This is a genomic window from Rhizobium sp. Root1220 (assembly GCF_001426265.1).
Classification (GTDB): Bacteria; Pseudomonadota; Alphaproteobacteria; order Rhizobiales; family Rhizobiaceae; genus Rhizobium.
Genome location: NZ_LMDG01000036.1, coordinates 120,723 through 143,013, shown reverse-complemented (window position 1 = coordinate 143,013; position 22,291 = coordinate 120,723). Strand labels below are relative to the sequence as shown.

27 protein-coding genes are annotated in these 22,291 nt (G+C 59.5%); 10 read left to right on the top strand and 17 right to left on the bottom strand.

The window, feature by feature from the left end:
* Positions 1-2: 2 nt before the first annotated feature.
* From pgeF to lgt, 3 genes are all read right to left on the bottom strand, one after another.
* The gene (gene pgeF / locus ASC90_RS25465) at positions 3-797 is read right to left on the bottom strand and encodes a peptidoglycan editing factor PgeF (RefSeq protein WP_056546826.1); all 795 of its coding nucleotides are present in this window, start codon (positions 795-797) and stop codon (positions 3-5) included.
* A gap of 91 nt (positions 798-888) precedes the next feature.
* Complete coding sequence (locus tag ASC90_RS25460) at positions 889-1,989, bottom strand: class I SAM-dependent methyltransferase (protein WP_056546823.1); 1,101 nt, start codon at positions 1,987-1,989, stop codon at positions 889-891.
* A 26-nt stretch (positions 1,990-2,015) separates the two neighbouring features.
* Entirely contained in the window at positions 2,016-2,864 is an 849-nt protein-coding gene (lgt, locus tag ASC90_RS25455; RefSeq protein WP_056547247.1) for a prolipoprotein diacylglyceryl transferase, read from the bottom strand.
* A 193-nt stretch (positions 2,865-3,057) separates the two neighbouring features.
* Between lgt and ASC90_RS25450 the strand changes: the two genes are divergently transcribed.
* The 4 genes from ASC90_RS25450 (at position 3,058) to ASC90_RS25435 (ending at position 5,380) form a co-directional block, all read left to right on the top strand.
* A complete protein-coding gene (locus ASC90_RS25450; protein ID WP_056546821.1) occupies positions 3,058-3,318 on the top strand; it encodes an accessory factor UbiK family protein in 261 nt (86 codons plus the stop codon).
* A 392-nt stretch (positions 3,319-3,710) separates the two neighbouring features.
* The gene (locus tag ASC90_RS25445; protein WP_056546818.1) at positions 3,711-4,211 is read left to right on the top strand and encodes a YbjN domain-containing protein; all 501 of its coding nucleotides are present in this window, start codon (positions 3,711-3,713) and stop codon (positions 4,209-4,211) included.
* A complete protein-coding gene (gene proC / locus ASC90_RS25440; protein WP_056546816.1) occupies positions 4,212-5,030 on the top strand; it encodes a pyrroline-5-carboxylate reductase in 819 nt (272 codons plus the stop codon).
* Positions 5,031-5,038: 8 nt separating this feature from the next.
* A complete protein-coding gene (locus ASC90_RS25435) occupies positions 5,039-5,380 on the top strand; it encodes a tRNA-binding protein (protein ID WP_056546812.1) in 342 nt (113 codons plus the stop codon).
* Here ASC90_RS25435 and ASC90_RS25430 read toward each other — a convergent pair whose 3' ends face one another.
* The 4 genes from ASC90_RS25430 to ASC90_RS25415 are packed head-to-tail and all read right to left on the bottom strand — an operon-like array spanning position 5,381 to position 8,579.
* On the bottom strand, positions 5,381-5,962 hold the full coding sequence (locus tag ASC90_RS25430; protein WP_056546809.1) for a DUF1349 domain-containing protein: 582 nt from the start codon (positions 5,960-5,962) through the stop codon (positions 5,381-5,383).
* A gap of 8 nt (positions 5,963-5,970) precedes the next feature.
* Positions 5,971-7,350, bottom strand: a complete 1,380-nt coding sequence (locus ASC90_RS25425) for an ATP-binding protein (protein ID WP_056546804.1) — start codon at positions 7,348-7,350, stop codon at positions 5,971-5,973.
* A gap of 29 nt (positions 7,351-7,379) precedes the next feature.
* Positions 7,380-8,081 (bottom strand): response regulator transcription factor, encoded by a 702-nt coding sequence (locus tag ASC90_RS25420; protein ID WP_056546801.1) that lies wholly within the window; start codon positions 8,079-8,081, stop codon positions 7,380-7,382.
* The gene (locus ASC90_RS25415) at positions 8,082-8,579 is read right to left on the bottom strand and encodes a MarR family transcriptional regulator (RefSeq protein ID WP_056547244.1); all 498 of its coding nucleotides are present in this window, start codon (positions 8,577-8,579) and stop codon (positions 8,082-8,084) included.
* Between the two features lie 255 nt (positions 8,580-8,834).
* Here ASC90_RS25415 and ASC90_RS25410 point away from each other — a divergent pair, with 255 nt between their 5' ends.
* A complete protein-coding gene (locus tag ASC90_RS25410) occupies positions 8,835-9,716 on the top strand; it encodes a branched-chain amino acid aminotransferase (RefSeq protein WP_056546798.1) in 882 nt (293 codons plus the stop codon).
* Between the two features lie 55 nt (positions 9,717-9,771).
* On the opposite strand, the gene ASC90_RS25405 is transcribed toward ASC90_RS25410, so the two are convergent.
* Entirely contained in the window at positions 9,772-10,038 is a 267-nt protein-coding gene (locus tag ASC90_RS25405) for a hypothetical protein (protein ID WP_056546795.1), read from the bottom strand.
* A gap of 229 nt (positions 10,039-10,267) precedes the next feature.
* Complete coding sequence (locus ASC90_RS25400) at positions 10,268-10,879, bottom strand: DUF1236 domain-containing protein (protein WP_056546792.1); 612 nt, start codon at positions 10,877-10,879, stop codon at positions 10,268-10,270.
* Between the two features lie 231 nt (positions 10,880-11,110).
* Between ASC90_RS25400 and ASC90_RS25395 the strand changes: the two genes are divergently transcribed.
* Positions 11,111-11,758, top strand: coding sequence for an MBL fold metallo-hydrolase (locus ASC90_RS25395; protein WP_056546789.1), 648 nt, complete (start codon positions 11,111-11,113; stop codon positions 11,756-11,758).
* 71 nt (positions 11,759-11,829) lie between these two features.
* Here the strand turns inward: ASC90_RS25395 and ASC90_RS25390 are convergent, their stop codons facing one another.
* The 5 genes from ASC90_RS25390 to ASC90_RS25370 form a co-directional block, all read right to left on the bottom strand.
* On the bottom strand, positions 11,830-12,252 hold the full coding sequence (locus ASC90_RS25390; RefSeq protein WP_056546786.1) for a BA14K family protein: 423 nt from the start codon (positions 12,250-12,252) through the stop codon (positions 11,830-11,832).
* A gap of 142 nt (positions 12,253-12,394) precedes the next feature.
* A complete protein-coding gene (locus ASC90_RS25385) occupies positions 12,395-12,610 on the bottom strand; it encodes a cold-shock protein (protein ID WP_007824341.1) in 216 nt (71 codons plus the stop codon).
* 463 nt (positions 12,611-13,073) lie between these two features.
* Positions 13,074-13,988, bottom strand: a complete 915-nt coding sequence (locus ASC90_RS25380) for a DMT family transporter (RefSeq protein ID WP_056546783.1) — start codon at positions 13,986-13,988, stop codon at positions 13,074-13,076.
* 110 nt (positions 13,989-14,098) lie between these two features.
* Complete coding sequence (locus tag ASC90_RS25375) at positions 14,099-15,247, bottom strand: PQQ-dependent sugar dehydrogenase (RefSeq protein WP_056546780.1); 1,149 nt, start codon at positions 15,245-15,247, stop codon at positions 14,099-14,101.
* Positions 15,248-15,372: 125 nt separating this feature from the next.
* Positions 15,373-15,723, bottom strand: a complete 351-nt coding sequence (locus ASC90_RS25370) for a hypothetical protein (RefSeq protein ID WP_056546776.1) — start codon at positions 15,721-15,723, stop codon at positions 15,373-15,375.
* A 182-nt stretch (positions 15,724-15,905) separates the two neighbouring features.
* On the opposite strand from ASC90_RS25370, the gene ASC90_RS29555 reads away from it, so the two are divergent.
* Positions 15,906-16,463 (top strand): hypothetical protein, encoded by a 558-nt coding sequence (locus ASC90_RS29555; protein ID WP_156393138.1) that lies wholly within the window; start codon positions 15,906-15,908, stop codon positions 16,461-16,463.
* A gap of 54 nt (positions 16,464-16,517) precedes the next feature.
* Positions 16,518-17,720 carry a pyridoxal phosphate-dependent aminotransferase gene (locus tag ASC90_RS25355; protein WP_056546768.1) on the top strand — a complete coding sequence of 401 codons (1,203 nt, stop codon included), beginning with the start codon at positions 16,518-16,520 and terminating at the stop codon, positions 17,718-17,720.
* Positions 17,721-17,830: 110 nt separating this feature from the next.
* Here ASC90_RS25355 and ASC90_RS25350 read toward each other — a convergent pair whose 3' ends face one another.
* Positions 17,831-18,928: a calcium:proton antiporter gene (locus ASC90_RS25350; RefSeq protein ID WP_056546765.1), complete on the bottom strand. Its 1,098-nt coding sequence runs from the start codon at positions 18,926-18,928 to the stop codon at positions 17,831-17,833.
* A gap of 236 nt (positions 18,929-19,164) precedes the next feature.
* On the opposite strand from ASC90_RS25350, the gene ASC90_RS25345 reads away from it, so the two are divergent.
* A complete protein-coding gene (locus ASC90_RS25345; protein ID WP_056546762.1) occupies positions 19,165-19,446 on the top strand; it encodes a DUF2188 domain-containing protein in 282 nt (93 codons plus the stop codon).
* Positions 19,447-19,455: 9 nt separating this feature from the next.
* On the opposite strand, the gene ASC90_RS25340 is transcribed toward ASC90_RS25345, so the two are convergent.
* Positions 19,456-20,382 carry a LysR family transcriptional regulator gene (locus ASC90_RS25340; RefSeq protein WP_056546759.1) on the bottom strand — a complete coding sequence of 309 codons (927 nt, stop codon included), beginning with the start codon at positions 20,380-20,382 and terminating at the stop codon, positions 19,456-19,458.
* A gap of 91 nt (positions 20,383-20,473) precedes the next feature.
* On the opposite strand from ASC90_RS25340, the gene ASC90_RS25335 reads away from it, so the two are divergent.
* Complete coding sequence (locus ASC90_RS25335) at positions 20,474-21,481, top strand: SDR family NAD(P)-dependent oxidoreductase (protein ID WP_056546756.1); 1,008 nt, start codon at positions 20,474-20,476, stop codon at positions 21,479-21,481.
* Between the two features lie 2 nt (positions 21,482-21,483).
* Here the strand turns inward: ASC90_RS25335 and ASC90_RS25330 are convergent, their stop codons facing one another.
* The gene (locus tag ASC90_RS25330) at positions 21,484-22,281 is read right to left on the bottom strand and encodes an aminoglycoside phosphotransferase family protein (protein ID WP_056546753.1); all 798 of its coding nucleotides are present in this window, start codon (positions 22,279-22,281) and stop codon (positions 21,484-21,486) included.
* Positions 22,282-22,291: the final 10 nt, after the last annotated feature.

Below are 22,291 nucleotides of genomic sequence, written 5' to 3'. Positions count from 1 at the left end.
GCTCAAATCTCCCTTATGGCAATCGCTGAAATCTGCCTGCCATAGTCAGGCTCTTTGTTATGTGTGGTCCGGCGGTAGGAAAAGAAGCGCTCGCTGTCGGGATAGGTGCAAATCCCGAGGCATTCCGCCCTGACGCCGGCAGCGCGGAGCCGATCCACCGTGAGCGCCGGCAGATCGAACATCGCATGTCCCGGCTTGGGTGAAGCCACGAAGTAGCGTTCGTAGGTTGGATCCTGCGCCACAAAACGATCGACGAATTCCGGGCCGACTTCATAGCTGGCCTGGCTGATCGAAGGACCGAGGCAGGCTACGATCGATTCCCGCCGCGCACCAAGGCGTGTCATGGCGTCGATGGTGTTTTCGAGGACGCCGGTCAGCGCTCCCTTCCAACCGGCATGTGCTGCGCCGATGACGCGCTTCTCCGCGTCTGCGAAGAGGATCGGTCCGCAGTCGGCAGCCAGCACGCCAAGCGCGATGCCGGGTGCTGCCGTGACCATCGCGTCGGCCGAAGGACGCGTCCCGTCATAGTTCTCATCGACGGTGACGACATCGGAGGAATGAACCTGATGCACTGTCGCCATCCGGTCTACAGGCAGTTTGAACCAGCTCGCCACCCGGCGGCGGTTTTCGTGAACCCTGTCGCGCTCATCGTTCGAGCCGAGGCCAACGTTCAGTCCGCGGTAGATGCCTTCGGAAACTCCGCCGTGGCGTGTGAAGTAACCGTGGAGAATTGTGTCGCCGGTTGCTTCTGTCAGCAGCGCGCTTTGGATTGGTGCCGGAGATACAGCATGCGTCATAGAAAATTCCAGGGTTGCTTGAGGTGTTTGTGCCGTTCGCTTGGCAAGGCATTGCGGATTGCGCCGAATGTTGGCTTCGACGCGTGCGATGTCAATCCACTGGACGGAAGGGCATGAGATCGAGCGCAGGGTGCGAGACTGCCATCACCTTGAACAATTCGCCCATTCGTCCTTCTCCTTCCCCGGCCAACCGATCTACAGCGGTCTGTATGATCTGTTGCGTGTGTAGTTCCCTGTCACGGCCGAGTACCGCAGCTCGGTCGAGGATGCCCAGTCCGACGAGGAAGTCGCCCTGATGCAGCGCACCGTTGAGATGCATCCCGGCAGAAACCGCGGTCTCCGCAAGCGCCTGGAAGTCAACGTGGCTGGTGAGGTCAGCTTCGCCTGGATGAGCCAGTGGCGGGTCAAATTCATGCATGCGCACGGCCTGCAGGGTGTCGCCGAAACCTGTCACCAGATGTCCGTAATCAATGGCCAAAGCGCTACCGCCAAAGGCTTTCAGCCGTTCGCATATCGCGAGCATCACCGACTGGCGGGCCGGCGAGATTTCGAACAGCGTTCCGGCCGGAACGTTTTGCACGGGTCCGGGCAGAAGGTCCGGATCAATGGCTGCTGCCCCGGCGCCGAATGCCAGTTCGCCGTCAGCATCCAGGCCGACCATGCGCTCACGAAAGCCCGTCGCCGTCTTGACGAACTGCCGGATCGGGATGGCATCGAAAAGCTCGTTGGCGGCAATCAAACTGACGCCGGGCGGGATTTCATCGAAGCTTTCATGCCAGCTGACTTGGTCGCCATGTGAGGCGAGTGTTTCCTTCTGGATATCGCGCAGTCGTTCGCTGGTTTCGACAAGATGCACGGTCATACTCTCGGCGAGCGGTGGCGCGAGCTTGGCAATGACGCGCAACATGTCCGCCATCATGGTGCCGCGACCGGGGCCGATCTCGACAAGACGAACACCGGTGGGGGTTCCATGCTGTTGCCAGGCATGAACGATGAAGACGCCGATCATCTCGCCGAAAAGCTGGCTGACCTCGGGGGCAGTTACGAAGTCGCCGGCGCTGCCGAATGGTTCGCGCGTCCTGTAATAGCCCTGTTCGGGGTCGGCAAGGCACAGAGAGAAATAGTCTGTGACGCTGATCGGCCCGTTTGCCTGGATGATAGCCTTGATCTTCTCACCGAGCGGGGTGGTCATGGTAGTCCTCCCTCCAATGGCTGCGATCAGTGCTGCAAGGCAGCCTGACGGCGGGCGCGGACCATGGCCCAGATGCCCAGTAGAATCATGGGAGTGGAAAGGACCATGCCCATGGTAAGCCAGTCGGTGCCAAGAAGATAACCGAGCTGGGCATCCGGTTCGCGGAAGAATTCAACGAAAATGCGCGACAGCGCGTAGCCGCAAACGAAAACGCCGGTAATGAACCCAGGCGTTTTCAGCGCACGGAACGCATAGATCAGCACGCCCAGGACGAGGAGCAACACGATGCCCTCAAGACCAGCTTCGTAGAGCTGGCTCGGATGGCGTGCAAACGGGCCGCCGGTCGGAAATACCACCGCCCAGGGGACATCGGTCAGCCGACCCCACAATTCGCCGTTGATGAAGTTGGCAATGCGGCCAAAGAAAAGGCCGATCGGAACCACGGCCGAAACGATATCGAACAGGCTCCACAACGGTATGCCGTTGCGTCGCGCAAAGATGATCATCGCGATCGTCGTGCCAGCCAGGCCGCCGTGGAAGGACATGCCGCCGTTCCAGATCTGTATCGCCCGGATCGGGCTTTCGATGATTGCGGGCATATCATAGAACAGGATGTAGCCGATGCGGCCACCGAGAACGATGCCGAGCGCGACCCAGACGATGAAGTCGTCGAGCTGCGTCCTGGTGATTGGCGAGCTATCGGCCGGCCAGAGCTTGCGATTGCCGGCGAGCAAGCGCGCATAATACCAGCCAAGCATGATGCCGGCGACATAAGCCAGCCCGTACCAGTGAATCGAAAGTGGCCCAATCGAAAATGCGATCGGGTCGATGTCGGGGAAGGGCATGATGGCAAGAAGATTGGCAGCTGTCGGCAAGGTGTTCCCATCCGTTGATGAGCGCGGAAGATGACCCTGGCAGCAAAAGCGGTCAAGTCGATTGTTGACGATGTGCATGGCGAGGCTGGCTTATCCAGAGCAAAGCGCTTGCATCCTCGATGGCCAGGCCCTACCTCATTCTTCAGAGGCTGGAAAAGGCCATAATTCATCTATGCAAAGGGAGTAAGCCGCCATGACGACTGGAGCAAACCGCATCATGGACGAGTTCGCGAAGCTGATGACGGATGCAGCAGGTGCCGCCCAGGGCGTGCGCAAGGAGGTCGAGACGGCCTTCAGCGCACAGGCCGAACGCTGGCTGAACAGCATGGACGTCGTCAAGCGCGAGGAATTCGAGGTCGTTCGTGAAATGGCGATCAAGGCGCGTGATGAAAATGATGCGCTTCTCGCCCGGATTGCGGCGCTGGAAGCGAAGCTTGCAGCCAAGGGGAAGTAATTCCCGATCTGGCACAGCCTGCGGTGTGGCCTTTATGAGACACGCCGCGGCTACAGCCGAAATTGGGTGTGAGTTTTTCCACCTGTGGACACTGCCAAAAAAGCCAATGCGCAGAGTCGTTTAAACCCTCCTCCTGAATCGAATTCCCAACACCTTTCCACAGTGCCGTTCGCTAAATCGGCTCTCAGGGGGCTGGCGTGTCGGCAAGCCCGTTATACACTGATTTTAAATGATGATTCGTACAGTTGGTAAGCTTCGGACAGGTTAGTTGCGTAAGTCTGACAGCGGTTCAACGATCATCTGGGTTGGTGGTTTCCGGTAGCTGAGTTTGTTCTTTCTTGTGTCGTCGTTGACCAAGCGGTTCGTATTCACTCCGGTCAAGAAGGTGCTGCATGAGCCTCATGGAATTGGAAGTCGAGCGTCAGTCGAACCCGGTCGATATGATCGAGTACGTCGCCGCCAACAACGACTGGGCTTTCGAGCGGTCGGGCGATGACGAGATCGCCATGACGGTCGAAGGCAAGTGGACCGACTACCACGTTTCCTTTTCCTGGATGGAAGAGTTCGAAGCGTTGCATCTCGGTTGCGCCTTCGACGTCAGGGTTCCCGACCTGCGGATGAATGAGGTGACCAAGCTGCTCGCGGCCATCAACGGCCAGGTGCTGATGGGTCACTTCGACGTGTGGCGCCAGGAGGATGTGATCATCTTCCGACAGTCGCTGCTTCTGGCTGGCGGTGCAGAGCCGACCAACCGCCAGGTCGAAGTGCTGTTGGGCAGTGCGCTCGATACTTGCGAAGCCTATTTCCAAGCGTTCCAGTTTGTCATCTGGTCCGGTATGGACGCGAACCGCGCCATGGAAGCGGTGCTTTTCGAAACGGTCGGCGAGGCATAAATGTCATCCGAATCCGCAGGGCCTGTCGTTCTCATCGGTGCCGGCAATATGGGTGGCGCGATGCTCACCGGCTGGCTGAAGAGCGGCGTCCCGGGTTCGTCCGTGGTCGTTGTCGATCCCGGCCCTTCCGCGCAGATGATGAAGACGATCAATGATGCTGGTGCAACGCATGTCACAGCGGTGCCTGCCGATCTGATCGCCGGTGTTCTCTTCCTTGCAGTCAAGCCGCAGGTGATGGAGAGCGTGCTTCCGCCGGTGAGGAGTACAGTCGGTCCTGAAACGGTCGTGGTTTCGGTCGCTGCCGGCAAGACGCTCGGTTTTCTAGAGGCGCATCTCGGCGAAGCTGCCATGGTTCGTGCCATGCCGAATACGCCCGCCATGGTGGGTCGCGGCGTAACCGGCGCGTTTGCCAACGACCGCGTCGGCGATGCCCAGCGCGGACGCGTTCATTCTCTTCTGAGCGTATCCGGTCCAGTCGAGTGGGTTCCGGCCGAGTCTGACATAGACGCCGTCACGGCGTTGTCGGGCAGCGGACCCGCCTATGTGTTTTATCTCGTCGAGTGCATGGCAGAAGCAGGCCGTAAACTTGGCCTGCAGGCGGACCTTGCCATGCGTCTTGCGCGGGAAACGGTCGCGGGGGCTGGTGAACTCTTGCACCAGTCCCCCGACGACGCTTCGCGCTTGCGCCAGAACGTTACCTCGCCGGGCGGCACGACCGCTGCGGCGCTTTCTGTGCTGATGGCCGATGATGCCATGCAGCCGCTGTTCGACAAGGCGCTCGCCGCTGCGCGCAAGCGCGCCGAAGAGCTTGCTGGCTGAGGGCACAAATGGCTGACGAAATCACCTATTCCGATTTTGAGCGCGTCGACATTCGTGTCGGGACCATTGTCGAGGCGAGCCCATTTCCGGAAGCGCGCAAACCGGCGGTCAAGCTGCTGATCGACTTCGGGCCGGAAGTCGGGGTCAAGAAGTCCTCCGCACAGATCACCGTCCACTACACGCTGGAGAGCCTGGTCGGTCGACAGGTGCTGGGTGTCGTCAACTTCCCGCCACGCCAGATTGGTCCGTTCCGCTCGGAAGTCCTGACGCTTGGCTTCGAGGACGAGGCGAGTGCGATTGTTCTCGCGGCCACCGACAAGCCGGTGCCGAACGGCAAGAAACTGATGTAGTCAGTGGATGTCGCGCGACAGCGGGTCCGCCAAAGAGAAATCATGGAACACGGCTTCGAAGCCTTCGCGCTGCGGCGAACAGAAGACCGGACCGACGCCAACTTCTTCGAATGACGGATCAAACCAGGCGAGCCGGGCCATGCGCCATACCGCCATACTTTCGGTCTTGTATTGAATGAAGAGCGCGTCGCCGTTTCGCGTTACGCGCACCGACATCCGCTCGAAGTCGTGATCGATGCGAAAGGCCGACCAGTCGGAGTTGCCGTTGGTGACGACAACGCTGAAATGCATGGCGCCATCGGTGTATTCGATACCGCATTTCATCCAGTGGGCAGCGTCGGCGCGCACCATAAGGCCGGCTTGGTCGTAGAGTTCCTGGTAGCGTCCGGAAAAGCAGAGCTCGGCGGTGAAGTCGCCTCGGCGCTGCTGATGCAGGAAATGTCCGTTGTCGCGATGGAAGCCGTAATAGGTGCCCTGCCAGAAGTCGGTCCTCGCGCCTGAGCGGGCATGCAACCCGTCTTCGCGCCGTTCTGCGAAGGGGGGCGGATTGAACCATTTCATCTGCATCGGATCGATCGTCATTTGCGGACTCATGCGGGGAGGCGAACGGTTGCGCGCAGGCCGCCAAGCGGGCTGTCGCCTAGCGTAACGTTGCCGCCGTGGCTGCGGGCGATGTCGCGGGCGATGGCGAGGCCGAGGCCGGTGCCGGACGCATCGAGGTTTCTGGCCTCGTCGAGCCTGAAGAACGGCTTGAAGACGTCCTCGCGGTTCTTTTCGGGTATCCCCGGGCCATCGTCGTCAAAGGTGAGTGTCAGCCATTTGGCGCTGTGTCGGGCATCAATCCTGAGCGTGTTGGCGTAGCGGCGGGCGTTGGAGGCCAGGTTGGTGACAAGGCGCGTAAAGGCGTTCGGCCGCACTGAAATATTGTCGTCGCCTTCTATCGAAAAAGTCAGCGCCTTTCCTTCGTGCAGGCTGAAGTCCGCTTCGAGCTTTTCGAATAGCTCGCTGAGCTTGAGTTCGCCGACATCCTCCTCGACCTCGGTTCGGGCAAAGGCCATGTAGGCTTCAAGCATCGACTGCATATCGTTGACGTCATCGTTCAATCCGTGCAGATCCGGATTGTCGCCGGCCAGCGCCAGCTGCAGCTTGAATCGCGTCAGGATGGTTCGCAGATCGTGGCTGACGCCCGTCAGCATTGCGGTACGCTGTTCCATCTGGCGCTCGATGCGCTCCCGCATCAGAATGAAGGCGAGGCCGGCGCGGCGAACCTCATCGGCGCCGCGCGGATAGAAGTTTTCGGCCTTCTGGCCCTTGCCAAAGCTTTCGGCGGCGCTTGCCAGCGACACGATCGGGCGGATCTGGCCGCGCAGGAAGAGGATCGATATGCCGATAAGCACCAGAGACGCGCCCACCATCCAGACGATGAAGATATGGGTGTTCGAGGCGTAGGTCTGGCTGCGTCGTGCGAGCACGCGCAAAATCTTGTCCTCGAGCTTGATGCGGATCTCGACGAGGTTGGAGTCGCCAACGGTATCGATCCAGTATGGCCGCTTAATCTGGTCGTTTATTTCGTCGCTGAGGATGCCGTCAAGGATCGAGAAGAATGGCTTGATCCGCGGCGGCGGCAGATCGCCGTCCGGTTCGACGGATATCTGCAGGTTAAGCTGATCGCGCGCGATGCGGGTGATTTCGCTGTAGTCCGTATCCTGCGGATAGGTTTCGATGATCTGGATGATCGCCGCGATGTCGCGCGTCACGGCCATGGATAGCCGTTGCGTCACCATCTGCCAGTGCCGTTCCATGAAAACAGCGGCGACGACGGACTGCAGCAGCACCATCGGAATGATGATGATGAGCAGGGAGCGAACGTAGATGCCGGTTGGAAGGCGACGGCGCAGCCAACGGCTCAGCCAACGCCAACCGCGGGCGGCAGAGCGCTCCTCTCGCCGAAGGGAGTCGAGTGTCACCATCTAGTCGCCGGTCCTGACATCTGAACCTGTCAATCGATACTCAGCCGGTATCCTATACCACGAACCGTCTGCAGCCAGACCGGATTTGCCGGGTCGTCTTCGATTTTGCGCCGCAGCCGATTGATCTGGACATCGATCGTGCGCTCGCCGACGTCGACGTCGTTGCCGATCAGCTCGTGACGCGGAATGGTGTCTCCTGCTCGTTTGGCGAACAGCAGCATGATTTCCTGCTCACGATCGGTCAGCCGGACGACTTCGGACGCCTTCTTCAGTTCCTTGCGCGTAAGAGAGAAGGTGTAAGGGCCGAACATCACCTGCTCGATCTTCGGGGCATCGTTGGAAACGTTGCGTCGCAGGATGTTGTTGACGCGCAAGACCAGCTCGCGAGGATCGAAGGGTTTGGCAAGATAGTCGTCAGCACCCGCTTCGAGACCTGCAATGCGACTACCCGACTCCGCCAGAGCGGTCAGCATGATGATCGGCACGTTCTTGATGGTGCGCAGCACCTTCGTCACGTCGATGCCGGACTCCCCGGGCATCATCACGTCCATGATGATGAGATCGAAGTCCAGTCCAGCGAGCTTGCGCTGTGCTTCCGCGCCGTCGGCCGCCACGGTCACGCGAAATCCATTTTCGGTCAGGTAGCGGTTGAGCAGGGCACGGATACGCGTGTCGTCATCAACAACAAGCAAATGTGCCGCATCGTCCGAAATAACTGTCTTTACCGCCATTCAGTCCGCTTTCGAGTTCGGTTTGTTTCGCATGCCTTTCAAGAAGGCTTTTACGCCGTCACGTATCTCGGGAGAAGCTCCGTCGAATGCTCTCTCAATGCGGCGCGATTGCGGCTCCGCCAGCGCAAATGCCAGCTCGCGCCCGGTCCCGGTCGGATAGAGCTTACGCTGGCGCCTGTCCTCCGGTCCCGCAATCTGATGAATATACCCCGAATCGATCAGCTGTTTGAGCACTCTTGCGAGACTCTGCTTGGTAATCTTCAATGTATCCAGCAGATCGGCAACGGTCATGCCGGGATTTCGGTTAACGAAATGCACCACGCGGTGGTGGGCTCGCCCGAAACCACTCTCGGCGAGAATGGCGTCGGGGTCGGAAACGAAGTCGCGATAGGAAAAGAACAACAGCTCGATGATATCGAAATCGATGGTTTCGGTGTTTTCCATCGGCATCTTAAGCGGCTCAGGCTTGGCTGCTTTCGGGCTGGTCTGTCGTGCCAATTTGGCATTTCCTTCCTGATCGGCGCACTGTTCGTACGATTCGCAAAAATATGTCAGCATTATTGACATAAATTTGCGGCGTTGTTAGTTTCCCGAGCCTTGGCGAAGCCGGACTATATCCTATTTCCACTGGAAAACGGTCCTGCCTCGCGAGGGTCCAACACAATGCGTCATTTTCCCCTATATGAGTGGATAAAACGTAATGGGGACAACAATCAACAGGCAGGGCGTGCAAGCGCGCCCGAGGAGTGCAGCATGGCTTCGGTTCCCTTCGATCAACTGGATGGCGAAATCTGGTTCAATGGCGAGTTCGTGCCGTGGAAGGATGCCAAGATTCACGTGCTGACGCATGGCCTGCACTATGCCAGTGCCGTTTTCGAGGGGGAGCGCGCTTATGGCGGTCGCATCTTCAAACTCACTGAGCATAACCAGCGTCTCCACACCTCCGCGGAGATCCTCGGCTTCAAGGTGCCGTACTCTGTGCCTGAACTGGATGCTGCGACCATCGAGTTGCTCAAGCGTCAGGGCTTTTCCGACGCCTATGTTCGACCCCTCGCATGGCGCGGAAGCGAGATGATGGGTATCTCCGCGCAGTCGAACCGCATCAATGTCGCGATCGCCATCTGGCAGTGGGGCAGCTACTTCAATCCTGCCGAAAAGCTGAAGGGTATCCGCCTCGACATCGCTGAATACCGTCGGCCGGATCCGAGGACTGCACCTTGCGCCTCCAAGGCAGCCGGGCTCTACATGATCTGCACGATTTCCAAGCATGCCGCCGAGGCCAAGGGTTACGCCGATGCCATGATGCTGGACTATCGCGGACAGGTTGCGGAGGCGACCGGCGCCAACATCTTCTTCGTCAAGGACGGTGTCATTCACACACCCACACCGGATTGCTTCCTGAACGGCATCACCCGCCAGACGGTCATCCAGCTTGCCAGGCGCCGGGGCATCGAGGTTGTCGAGCGCGCCATCCTGCCGGAAGAACTTTCTTCCTTCAGCGAATGCTTCCTTACCGGCTCGGCGGCCGAGGTAACCCCGGTCTCGGAAATCGGCCCACACAGGTTCACGCCTGCGGGGATCTCCGAGACGCTGATGAACGACTACATGAAGGAAGTCTATCCGGCCGCCATTTAAGAATACGGCCGGATGCATTGCCCTCGGAGCATCCGGCCGTTCTGAGCATGCCCGCTTATCTTGCCTTTGCGGCTACGGCGCCGACGATCGTCGACAGAATGCCGCCGCCGATCAGTCCGCCAATGCCGTCAGCAATAAGGCCAGTCATTCCAGCTTCGCCGCCGAACATGCTCAGAAGCATGCCGCCACCAATGCCGCCGATCGCACCCGCGATCGTTCGGGCGATCGCATTGATCGCAACCTGTTTCAGAGCGCCGCTTGCGACGTTGCCACCAACCGCGCCGGCAACTGCCTGTGTGATGATAGGTATCAAGGCTTCCATGATTCCCTCCTTCGCGTTTCCTCAAACGCTATCGCCGGCTGCGCTTGTCTCAAAGACAGCCAGCCACACAGGCGATCCGACGTCCGATCGGGGCAGGGATATCGTCTGAATTTCAGTATCTTATCATATTTGAAATCGGAGCGAAATGGAGGGCAACCCTTACGGGAGATTTTTCCCCAGTAGCCGCAGGGAAGGCGGCTTCGCGGCCGCCTTCCCTGGTCAATCTGATCTATTGATAGACATAGACGATGCGGCGTGTGCCGGGATCCACTAGAACCGGTCGGTCGTTGATGCGGACGTAGCGATACTGGTAGTCCGGAATCTGCTGGAAGGTGACGTCACCCGGGACCTCAGCGCCGACCACTACGTCGCCACCAAGCTGAACAGTCTGACCAGGGTTGGTGTCGACATAGGTTCTGACTGTCTCCGGTGGCGTTATTGCTTCCACGGAGCCGACGGGACCGAGCAACTCGTCGCCTGGCGCCGGGTCGGCGGGCGCAACGCTTGCCGTCGACTCATAGGTCACTACGGGAACACCAAGATCGGCCTGATTGTCTTCGACGATGATCGAGCTACCTCCCTGATTCACCTGCAAATACTCGGCATACACCCAGCCTCGGACACCATTCGCATCGACGCGGCACCAGCGGCTGCCTTGAACGCATCCATCCAGTATCGTTTGAGATCCGCGTGTCGCGACGCCGACGGAGGGATATTGCGGGCCTGGACCGGAACGGATCGTAAGGTCATTGACGGCAGTGGCCGCCATTTCCGCCTGCGCCAGACCGGCGCTTGCCGCGACGATCGCGCCAGCCAGGAAAAGATTTCGCTTCAAGGTCATCTCGTTTCTCCTTTTTCCGATGGGCTGGTAACGTTTGGGTGAAGACGAGGTTCCGCAATCACGCGTATTGGGAGGCGTAGCCAGCGCCTTCGCGCGCTTGGCGAGGCGTCAGTTCCTGTGACCTACGTTTGTGAAGTGTCAGCAAAAACAACGCCTCGATTAAAATCGCGGCTGCACGCGATGCGATTTCCGATTATACCGACCGCATCAGAGATACTGTACGAGGCACAAATGGGCATGCTCCAAGCCGGCATTATTCCGGTGACAGCTTTTCAGCAGAACTGCACGATCCTGTTCGATCCCGAGACAAAAGAGGGGGTGGTGGTCGATCCAGGCGGCGACGTGCCGGCCATTCTGCTGTCGATAAGGGAGAACGGTCTCCAGATAAAAGAGATCTGGCTCACGCATGGCCATCTGGATCACGCCGGTGGGGCGAAGGAGCTGAAGGAGGCACTCGGTGTCGACGTCGTCGGTCCGCACGAGGACGATCTTCCGCTGTTGCAGCGCATCGAAACGCAGTCGCAAAAGTATGGCTTGCCACCGGGAATGCAGAACGTTGTTCCCGATCGTTGGTTAAACGATGGCGACAAGGTGTCCTTCGGCGACCATGAGTTCGAAGTCTACCATACGCCGGGCCATGCTCCGGGCCACGTCATCTATTTCAACCGCGCACAGAACTTTGCCCATCTGGGGGATGTTCTCTTCAACGGCTCGATCGGCCGCACCGACCTGCCGGGCGGCAATCAGCAGCAATTGCTGGATTCCATTCGAGACAAGGTATTGCCGCTTGGCGACGACGTCGGCTTTATCTGCGGACATGGCCCCGGCAGCCGCATTGGCGACGAACGGCGCAACAACCCCTATCTGCGCGGCATCTGATTCGGGTCGCCGCTGAAAACAGAAGCGCCGCTTAGGAGCGGCGCCTCGCAAATCATCCGCTGTGGCGTCTATCAGCCAGCCGTGCAGAAGTGGCTGCGACCATCATAGCCGACGAACGTTCCACTACCTGGGTCGAAGGAACGATACCGGTAGGAGCAGTATCGCTCCCACTGCGGCGTCCACGGTTCGAGCTCGGCGCGCACCGGAACGGGGCGGTAGTAGCGCGGCGGCGCGCGATAGGTCGGAGCAGCATCGTATTCAGGCTCATAGACTGGCGGATCGATATAGCGAGGCTCGTCATAGCGCGGTGCATTGGCAATCGCCGATCCGACGATCAAGCCTGTTGCAAGCCCCACTGCGCCGCCAACCAGTGCATCATTGTCACCATGATAGTGACGACGGTTCCAATCGTTTGCCGACGCGGCGCCCGTCGAAGAAAGGGTGAGGGCAGCAGCCGTTGCCGTCAGAAGGGCGGTTTTGGCGAGCATGTTCATGATGTCGTGTCCTGTCTAGGCCGTGTGCCGGTCTTGCACTGTGATGAGGGCAAAGTAGGGGGCGGCGTCTGAATACAGGCTGAACGACAAAACCCGGCAGACTTGCCGGGCCTCAAATCGAATGACAGCTTTGGCGTGGCGATCAGCCTGAGATCTGCAGGTTAACAGCCTTGGGGCCCTTGCCGCGGCGGTCCGGCTCGGTGTCGAAGCTTACTTTCTGATTTTCCGTCAGTCCGGCCAGGCCGGAAGCCTGAACGGCAGAAATGTGAACAAAGATATCGGCGCCACCCTTGTCCGGCTTGATGAAGCCAAAGCCTTTGTCGGTATTGAAGAATTTTACAGTGCCAGTTTCGGCCATGCGTCAGGTCCTTTTATATCTGCCCGCCATCCACACGGGCAGCATCACTGATATTGCCTCCTCACGGAGACGCTAGCAGGCAAATATTGAAATGTGAGAAAAAGGTCCCCTCTAACTCAACCATGTTCACCACGGACATTGCCCGCTGTATTGGAACCGGCTGCCGGAGTATTGGCGTCTCCGTCGCGCACATTCTTAAGGACTTCCCATGCTCGCAAAATGCCCGAACGCCGTGAGAGTGCTGCGGTTACTAGGATTTGGCAAGCAAAAGTTTTTTAACGCATCTGTGCTTACACGCTGGTCGGGGACGCGCTTTTGCGACGCAAAAGCAAAAAAACGCTCGTAAGCAGGTGCTGATTAACGTTTTATATCGTCAGCAATATAATATGGGAGCAGATTTTCCCAAAAATGCAACGCTGACGCGACCATCCCGTCACACCTAATTTTTTTGACAATTGGGTATTCAACCCAGGTTTTGGCTCGGTTTCAGTCTCTCGGGAGCGCGGCGCCGGGCGATCTCCGGCACGATTTCAACCAGAAGCATAGCTGCGAACATCAGCGCACAGCCGACATAGCCAAGCGCCGGCATCGTTTCGCCAAGCAGCAGCGCCCCGAGCGACGCCCCAAAAAGTGCTTCGGAGGACAGGAAGATCGCGGCTTGCGACGAGGTGGTGTAGCGTTGGCCGATAATCTGCAATGAGAATGCAACGCCGGACGAGAAGATGCCGACGTAGAGGATTTCGGGTGCCGCGTCCCATACTGCCGCCCAACCGATCGGTTCCGTTACCATGGCAACGGCCAATGCACACACGGCGGTCGTCGCAAACTGTGCGAACGAGAGCGTTAGCGCGCGGCCTGTCTCGGATACGGCAATGCCGGCGAGCGTGATCTGTCCCGCCCAGAAAATCGCACAGATGACGGTCAGCAGGTCGCCTGTGGACAGAGCGGACAGCTCGCCGCCTGACAGGAGATAGATGCCGGACACGGCCATGATCGCGCCTGGCCAGATGATCCAGTGCGGCGAGCGTCGCAGGAAGACGACGGCAATCAGCGGCACGATCACGACGTAGAGACCGGTGATAAAGCTTGAATTGGTCACCGTCGTCGTCAGCAGGCCGATCTGCTGGGTTACTGCGCCGCCGAACAACGCGAGACCTGTCATGAGGTAGAGTTTGAAGTGGCGCGACGACGTCTTCACCGGAGCCTTGCGGACCTCCAGCAGCATGAACGGCAAAACCGCCAGTGCAGCGATGGCGAAGCGGAGGCCGATGAACCAGAACGGACCGATCACCTTCATCGCCGTCGACTGTGCGACGAAGCCGCCGCCCCAGATGGCTGCCGCAAGCAATAGAAGGAGGTTCGCCTGAATGCGCGTCATTTCATCCTCGATAGGGATAGTCCGGATTGCGGGCGAGCGTTAGCAGTTACCCTCAGGCTGGGCAAGCCTGAGCGGAAATCCCTGCAGCGTCTGCATGTCACACGTCGGCGTCAGCCGTTGCTTGCCGGCGTGCGCGAAACCCGTAGGAGGGTGCCGTCATCTGCGTCGGTCAGTATCAGAAGCGACCCGTCCGGCGCGATTACCACATCGCGCATTCGGCCATAAGCACCGTCGAACATGCGCTCCTCGGCGACAAAAGCGCCCGCATCGTCGCGCTGCATGCGGGACAACAGCTGGAATTTCAGCGCAGCGACCAGGAAATCGCCATCCCACTCGGGAAACATCTTGCCGCGATAGATTGCCAGCGCTCCAGGCGCGAGCGAGGGATCCCAATAGTACAGCGGCTGCTCCAGCCCTTCCTTGGCCGTACCTTCCCCGATCTCGGCGCCGGAATAGTCGCGGCCATAGGTGATGATCGGCCAGCCGTAGTTCTTGCCCGGCTCGATGCCGTTGATCTCGTCGCCGCCGCGGGCCCCGTGCTCAACCGTGTAGAGTTTGCCATCAGCAGCATCGAAGGCAATTCCCTGGGGGTTGCGGTGGCCCTTCGACCAGATCTCGGGAAGCGCCTTGACGCCGTCCTTGAAGGGATTGTCGCGCGGGATGCTGCCGTCGGCGTTGATGTGGATGATTGACCCGGCATCGTCCCTCCAGTTCTGCGAGCGATCGCGGTTGCCGCGATCGCCAATGCTGATGAAAAGCGAGCCGTCCTTCGCGACCGCGATGCGCGAGCCGTATTGGATGTTGCCGCTGGTGAAGCGGTTCATCGCGAAGATCGATTTGACGTCGTGAAGCGTGGTGCCGTCGGCGGATAGGCTTGCGCTGAAGACTTCCGTGCCCGAACCGCCGGTCCGCTGGGTTGCGGCGGTGAAGAATACTTTCCGGGTAGCCGCAAAATCCGGCGAGAGTGCTACGTCCATCAAGCCGCCCTGACCCCGGGCGCTGACCTTCGGCACACCTGCTATCGGAACGGAAAGCTCTCCATTGCGAATGACTCGCATCCGGCCCGGTCGTTCGGTGACGAGATAGGAACCGTCCGGAAGCACTTCGACCGCCCAGGGGTGCTCAAGACCATCTGCAATCGTTTCGACCTGAACTTCCACCCTCTTGGTTGGGATGACGTCGGCGGCAAAAGCCTGGGACGTAGCGGCTGCCGCGATCGCAAGCAGTGAGCCGAATTGAATGTTTCGAAACGTGTTCATGGTCCATCCCGTTGCCTTCTGACTTCAACGTGGGGCGGCAGGTGGCCGCTTCAACCTTGCGGCGTTGTCGATAACGGCTTTGTGTCCGCTGACCATGGGCGCGTCCTTGCCGGCGCGCGGGGCGCTCACTTCGGGCTCTGGGGTGAAGTCCGCCAATGGCCAGGGTTGGTTTCCTCTACGTGGGGTTCGGCCGCGAATGCCCGCTTCAGGTGAAGTTGGGACAGTTCCGCTTTCGCCTTGATGTAGAGACCATCGCCGATCAGGATGAAGCCATACAAGGCAAGGGCAGTGATGCTTGCGGCAATCAGCTTCTCAACCGTGGAGAGGCTGGACAAAAGCGCGCGGCGCTCCTTCGAATTCGTGCCGTCGTAGGCGGTTGCCGCCGCCGCTGCCATGGCAAGCTCGAGATAGGTCGGCAGTGGAGAAAATGCGTCCGAGTCCGCAATTCGGGTGGCCTGGCCCAGTCTAGCCGGCATCGTGCGTGGCTCCTGAGAAGATGCCGCGCACGCGTCGTCGCCACACGGCGAGGCCGCTGGTCGCGCTCAGGGCCAGGAGCAGCAGCGTGAGGCCCTGCATGATTTGCTGATCTGCGCGGGTGGCCGTTGGCGGCAGTTTCACGGGGCTCGGTTGCTGCGCAGTGGTGCTCGTGGATTCGGCGGTGGCAGCCACGCTGTATGTGGCGAGCTGCGCGAAATTTCGGCTCGTCGGTGACGCGTCCGTGGATCCCATGTATCCAGCGACGGAATGGGTGTTCGTCGGGGCTGCCGCACACGCGGCCGTCACCAGCCCAAACGTCATCAGAATCGACGCGCCCAGCGTCGCGCCCGCAACCAGCAAAGACATGGAAACGCGACTGGTGCGCAGGCGCCTGACAACAAATTCGTCTTCCAGAAACATGGTATCCCTCAATGACCAATTTCGGATGTCACTAAAATGCGACTTCGATCTCGGCACGCTCGCGACCGAATTGCGGCATGCCATGGCATTTGTTGCGGCCAATTCGTGGCAATGGCGGAAATCGACGAAGTTTTTGATTTCAGGACGGAAATCCGGACGAGCTCGCAACCTGATTCAAGCAGCTTGCAAGGCGTTTGATCCCGCCAAGCGGGAAATCGAACGAATCAGCGATCTCCGCGACCAATCGATCACGAAGAATCATTGGCTCCATCACGCCTTTGCGCTTGAAATGCCTGCCTACATTGGACATAGACCTTAGCGCAGAATTCCGGTCCCGGGTTTCTGCCCATATCAACCGTATAGGACCGATATCATGGCCTTTCTTGCCGATGCTCTTTCCCGTGTGAAGCCTTCAGCCACCATCGCCGTATCCCAGAAAGCGCGCGAGTTGAAAGCCAAAGGACGTGACGTGATCGGCCTTGGTGCCGGTGAGCCGGATTTCGATACGCCTGACAATATCAAGCAAGCCGCCATCGACGCGATCAACCGCGGCGAGACGAAGTACACGCCGGTTTCCGGCATCCCTGAACTGCGCAAGGCGATTGCCGCGAAGTTCAAGCGCGAGAACGGCCTCGAATACTCCTGGGAGCAGACGATTGTCGGCACCGGGGGAAAGCAGATTCTTTTCAACGCCTTCATGGCGACACTGAACCCGGGCGATGAAGTCGTCATCCCGGCGCCCTACTGGGTCTCATATCCTGAGATGGTGGCGCTGTGCGGCGGAACACCTGTCATCGTTTCGGCGACACAGGAAAACAACTTCAAGCTCCAGCCAGCCGATCTCGACAAGGCGATCACGCCGAAGACGAAGTGGTTCATCTTCAACTCGCCGTCCAACCCTTCGGGCGCAGCCTATACGCATGACGAGCTCAAGGCGCTGACCGACGTGTTGCTCAAGCATCCGCATGTCTGGGTGTTGACGGACGACATGTACGAGCATCTGACCTATGGCGATTTCAAGTTCGTGACACCTGTCGAAGTCGAGCCGAAGCTCTATGACCGCACCCTGACCATGAACGGTGTCTCCAAGGCCTATGCCATGACCGGCTGGCGTATAGGTTATGCAGCAGGTCCAATTCAGTTGATCAAGGCGATGGACATGATCCAGGGCCAGCAGACGTCCGGTGCGACCTCGATCGCCCAGTGGGCTGCCGTCGAAGCGCTGAACGGCACACAGGACTTTATTCCCGAGAACAAGAAGATCTTCGAAGGCCGCCGTGATCTGGTGGTGTCGATGTTGAACCAGGCCAAGGGCATCACGTGCCCGTCGCCGGAAGGTGCCTTCTATGTCTACCCGTCCTGCGCCGGCCTGATCGGCAAAACCGCTCCGTCGGGCAAGGTCATCGAGACCGACGAAGACTTCGTTTCCGAACTTCTGGAAAGCGAAGGCGTTGCGGTTGTTCACGGCTCGGCTTTTGGTCTCGGCCCGAACTTCCGCATTTCCTATGCGACCTCGGAGGCCTTGCTCGAGGAAGCCTGCAAGCGCATCCAACGCTTCTGCGGCGCTTGCAAGTAAGCTCGCGATCGGTCCATGAAAGCCTGTCAGCGATGGCGGGCTTTCCTTTCTGCGGTATTGTTAGCGGCTCGGTTTGATCAAGCGTCCGCCTCAAGCTCTTGAAATCGGAATCAAAGTCCAAGCGCCGTCAGCATTATGAATGTCGCGAAAAGGATGAAGTGCGTCATGCCCTCGATGGCGTTGGTTTCGCCGTCGTTGAGATTGATGGCCGCGGCGATCAGGGTAATCGCGACCATGACCGTCTGGACCGGCGACATGGCCATTATAAAGGGCTGACCGGTGTAGAGAGCGATCGTCTCCATGACGGGGACAGTCAGGATGACCGTTGACAGCGACGCGCCCATGGCGATGTTCACGGTCGCCTGCATCCGGTTGCGCAGGGCCGCGCGGAGCGCGGTCAGAATTTCCGGTGCGGCTGAGATCGCTGCCACCACGATCGCGGTAACGGCCACGGGCGCTCCGCTGTCCCTTAGCCCCTCGCTCATGAGAGTGGACATGAACTCGGCAAGGACGCCGATGATCACCACTCCCACCAGGATCAGGGCGATCGACGTCGAGGTCCTTTCCTCGTCATGGCTTTCCGCGTCGCTACCCCCCTTGCGCTCCACGCGCGGGTAGCTGTAGCTGAAAAAATAGCTGTGTTGACCAACCTGCATGCGCAGGAAGAGCGCATAGAGCGCGAGCATCGCCAGGATGGTGAAGGCGGAATAGTAGTGCCACTTGTCGCTCGGCACGAATTCCGGAACGATCATCGAGATGCCGATAGCGGTCAGGATCATCACGCCGTAGGTTTTTCCCGAATTGTCGTTATAGGGTTGCTCGCCATACTTCAGGCCGCCCAGCAGCGCCGCGAGGCCGAGGATCCCGTTGATATCCAGCATGAGGGCGGCGTAGATCGTGTCGCGCACGAGCGTCGGCGAGCTCTCGCCGGTCATCATGATGGCAAGGATGATCACTTCGACAGCCACTGCCGAGAGTGTCAGGATCATCGTGCCGTAGGGGTCGCCGACCTTGACGGCTAGAATTTCGGCGTGATGCGCGACGCGCATGGAGACGAGTACGATGGTGCCGACCAGCGCTGCCGCCGCCAGCAGAGCCGCGCCGCGGCCCAATTCCAATATGGCGTGTTCCGAGGAGTATGCGATCACGCCGACGACCAGCGCCACGGCGAGGAACTTCTCTTCTTTCAAACGAGACGCTATTCCCAAGGCTGGCTCCGGTTTTGATTCACCTGTCAAATCTAAGCTGATGATTTCACATGGCAAGCGAGCCTCGATCGGGAGCGAGTTTGCAGTCTTGCCGATTTAATGGAATACTCAATGCATCGGTAAGCCGGAAGCACATGGCGGCGAATGTCGTCCCCCTGCCAAGCGGCCCGCCGCGTAAACCGGATTCAATCCGGCCTGCGTTTGGCCGCGCGACAAAAAGAAGAGGAGTGAAGTGCATGGTCAAGGTGGTCTACGAAGTCGTCCCGCATGACGGGGGCTGGGCCTACCGGCTGGATGGCGTTTATTCCGAAGCATTTCCAACGCATTCCGAGGCGCTCGAAGCAGCGCGTATCGTCGCGGCCGAACAGCAGGTTGGCGGTGATTCCGCGGAGATCAGCTGGCAGGACGACAAGGGCAAATGGCATGAGGAATATGCCGAGGGTGGCGACCGGCCGGAGACCGAAGTGGTCGACGGGAACTGGAAAAGCCGCTCCAGCGACGCGTCTCCGCGCGCCTGAAGCCCTAGCCTAGTCTGGGCACACCGATGGGCCTGATTTGCGGGTCGTCGTCTTTATGTAGTTCGTAAGGCCGTCAACCAGAGCATCGAAAGTCACGCGATAGCGTGGCGACGTCTTGATCCCTTCGTTCATGACCACCCATGTGCCCAGTGGTATCTCAAAGGCTTGCGGCAGAACAGGCAGAAGGTCGGCATCCTTCGCGGCAAGCCCCGTCTGGCATATGCCGATCCCCAATCCCGCACGAATTGCCGAAAACTGGGCAAGCGTATTGTCGGCTTTGAATGCGAAGCTGAGACTCTCGGGAACAGGAAATCTCTTCAACATCGCCCTAATGTAGGCCGTCTGGCGATCGAAGCCGATGAGGCGGTGGTTCGCGAGTTCGGCAATGCTCTGCGGCATGCCGCGCTGTTCGAGGTAGCGGCGGTGGGCGTGGAATCCGAGCGGGATCTCGCCGATGCGGCGCACGATAAGCGCGTCTTGTGTAGGCTCCGCCATCCGAACGGCGATGTCGGCCTCTCGATTGAGCAGGTCTTCGATCACATCCGATGCGGAGAGCTCGATGTTGAGTTCGGGATGGGCTTCCATGAGCGGTGCCAGGATATCCGGCAGCACTTCTACACCGATTACCTCACTGGCGCTGATACGTACGGTGCCGGCCACGCGGTCGCGGTGACCTGATGCCGTGCGCAGCAAAGCTGCAGATGTCGCTGCCAGCGTCTCGGCATAGGGTTTCAGCTCAAGTGCCGTATCACTCGGCAGCAGGCCGTTCGCGGATCGGACGAAAAGCCGCGCGCCCATCATCTGCTCCAGTGCGTCGATATGGCGGCCGACCGTTGGCTGCGTCAGGCCTAGATCACGAGCCGCAGCCGACAGTGATCCGTGCTGAAGCACCGCCAGCAGGGTGCGGTAGAAATCCCAGTTCGGTTCTTTGCTCATCTATTTATGTATATAGGCGATACATTTTCAGTCAATTTTGTTTAGTGCGCCCCTGAGCAATACTCTGTCCATCGAATTGACGGAGGCTATGATGACAGAGAATAAACGGCAGATCGCACTGGTCCTTGGTGCGACAGGCGGCATTGGCGGGGAAGTCTGCCGTAGCTTGATTGCGCGCGGTTGGCATGTGAAGGCCCTGAACCGCAACGCCACAAAGGCCCAGGCGAGCCGACCCGACCTCGAGTGGCTGCAGGGCGATGCGATGAGCGCGCTTGACGTTATGGAGGCGGCACAGGGTGCGCACCTCATCGTTCACGCCGTCAATCCTCCCGGATACCGCAATTGGGAAAAGCTAGTGCTGCCAATGCTCGACAATACGATTGCGGCGGCACGCGCGGTTGGGGCAGGCATCCTGCTGCCAGGGACAATCTACAATTTCGGGCCGGATTCGTTCCCGATTCTTCGCGAGAATAGCCCACAGCGAGCGCTTACGAAAAAGGGGAGGATTCGCGTCGAGATGGAAAGACGGCTGGAGGCTGCTTCAAACGAAGGCATCCGGGTCATCATCGTCCGCGCCGGCGATTTCTTTGGGCCAGGTGCTGCCAGCAGCTGGTTCTCGCAGGTAATGGTCACGGCGGGAAAACCGGTGACAACCATCAGGAACCCGTCAACACCCGGTATCGGGCACCAGTGGACTTACCTGCCGGACGTGGCGGAAACGATGATCCGTCTGGTCGAGCGCGCTGATCGGCTACCGCCGTTTGCCGTCTACCATATGGAGGGTTTCTGGGATGCCGACGGCACGCAGATGGTCTCTGCGATTGGGCGGGTGGTCGGCCAAAGCGCGAAGATACGTGCGTTTCCATGGTGGATCGTGCCACTCGTGGCGCCCTTCGCGACGTTGATGCATGAGTTGAAGGAAATGCGCTACCTGTGGCGGGAGCCATTGCGGATGACCAACGAGCGCCTGATCGCCGAACTGGGCAGCGAGCCACACACGCCCATCGACGACGCCGTTCGGGCGTCGCTGGTGTCGCTCGGTTGCCTGGCTGTGCCGCAACGCGAAACGGCGGCGATGCGCCTAACGCAGAGCGCCTAGCTTCATTGCAGTTCAGCCAACGCGATGCGCGCGACGGAAAGGGGACTTTCCGCCAATGCAAACGAGCCGTCACCGATGAACCAGGCCGCTGACAGACCGGAATAGGCGACGATCCATTGCAACAGGCGTTTCGGCTCAATACCGGTTTCACTGGAAACGATCGGTAGCTGTCGTTGCAGGCGACCGGGTGCGTTGATCGTCGGGAGATCCTCATTGGCGAAGATGTTGGCAAAGTCGAAAGCAGGCTCGCCAAGGAGCCCTTTCGGATCGATTGCCAGCCAGCCATGTTCGTCGAAGTCGAGAATGTTGCCGTGATGAACGTCCCCATGCAGCACGACCGGATCGGGCGGATCGGCGAGCAAGGCGTCCGCAATCCTGCTGCAGTCGGTGAGCACGCCACCATGACGTCTTGCCGCCGGTTCAAGTTCGCGAAACCACTGCGACAACGGGATGAGTGGCGGGGGAGGCGTGCCACGGGGTATGTGGAGTTTCACGGCCGTGCGGCACAGGATGCGTGTTGCTTCGTTGTCGCCGCCGCTCATCGCCATCGCCAGCAGCGAGTGGCTGCCGGTGGCCCGTTCGAGCAGGACGGCTTCGTCGTCATGAGCATAGACGGTGGCCGCGCCGATTCCATTCCACCAGTGCATGAGCGCCCCGCCGGCCTTCTCCGCCGCGTCGCCGGAGATCTTAAGCATGGCCGGCCTGCCGTTCCAGAGTACCGGCAGGAGCTGGCTGGAGTGCGTGACCACTAACTCGCCGTCGATGGTCAGTCGCCAGCGCTCGATATAGGATTCGAACATCCGGCCATGC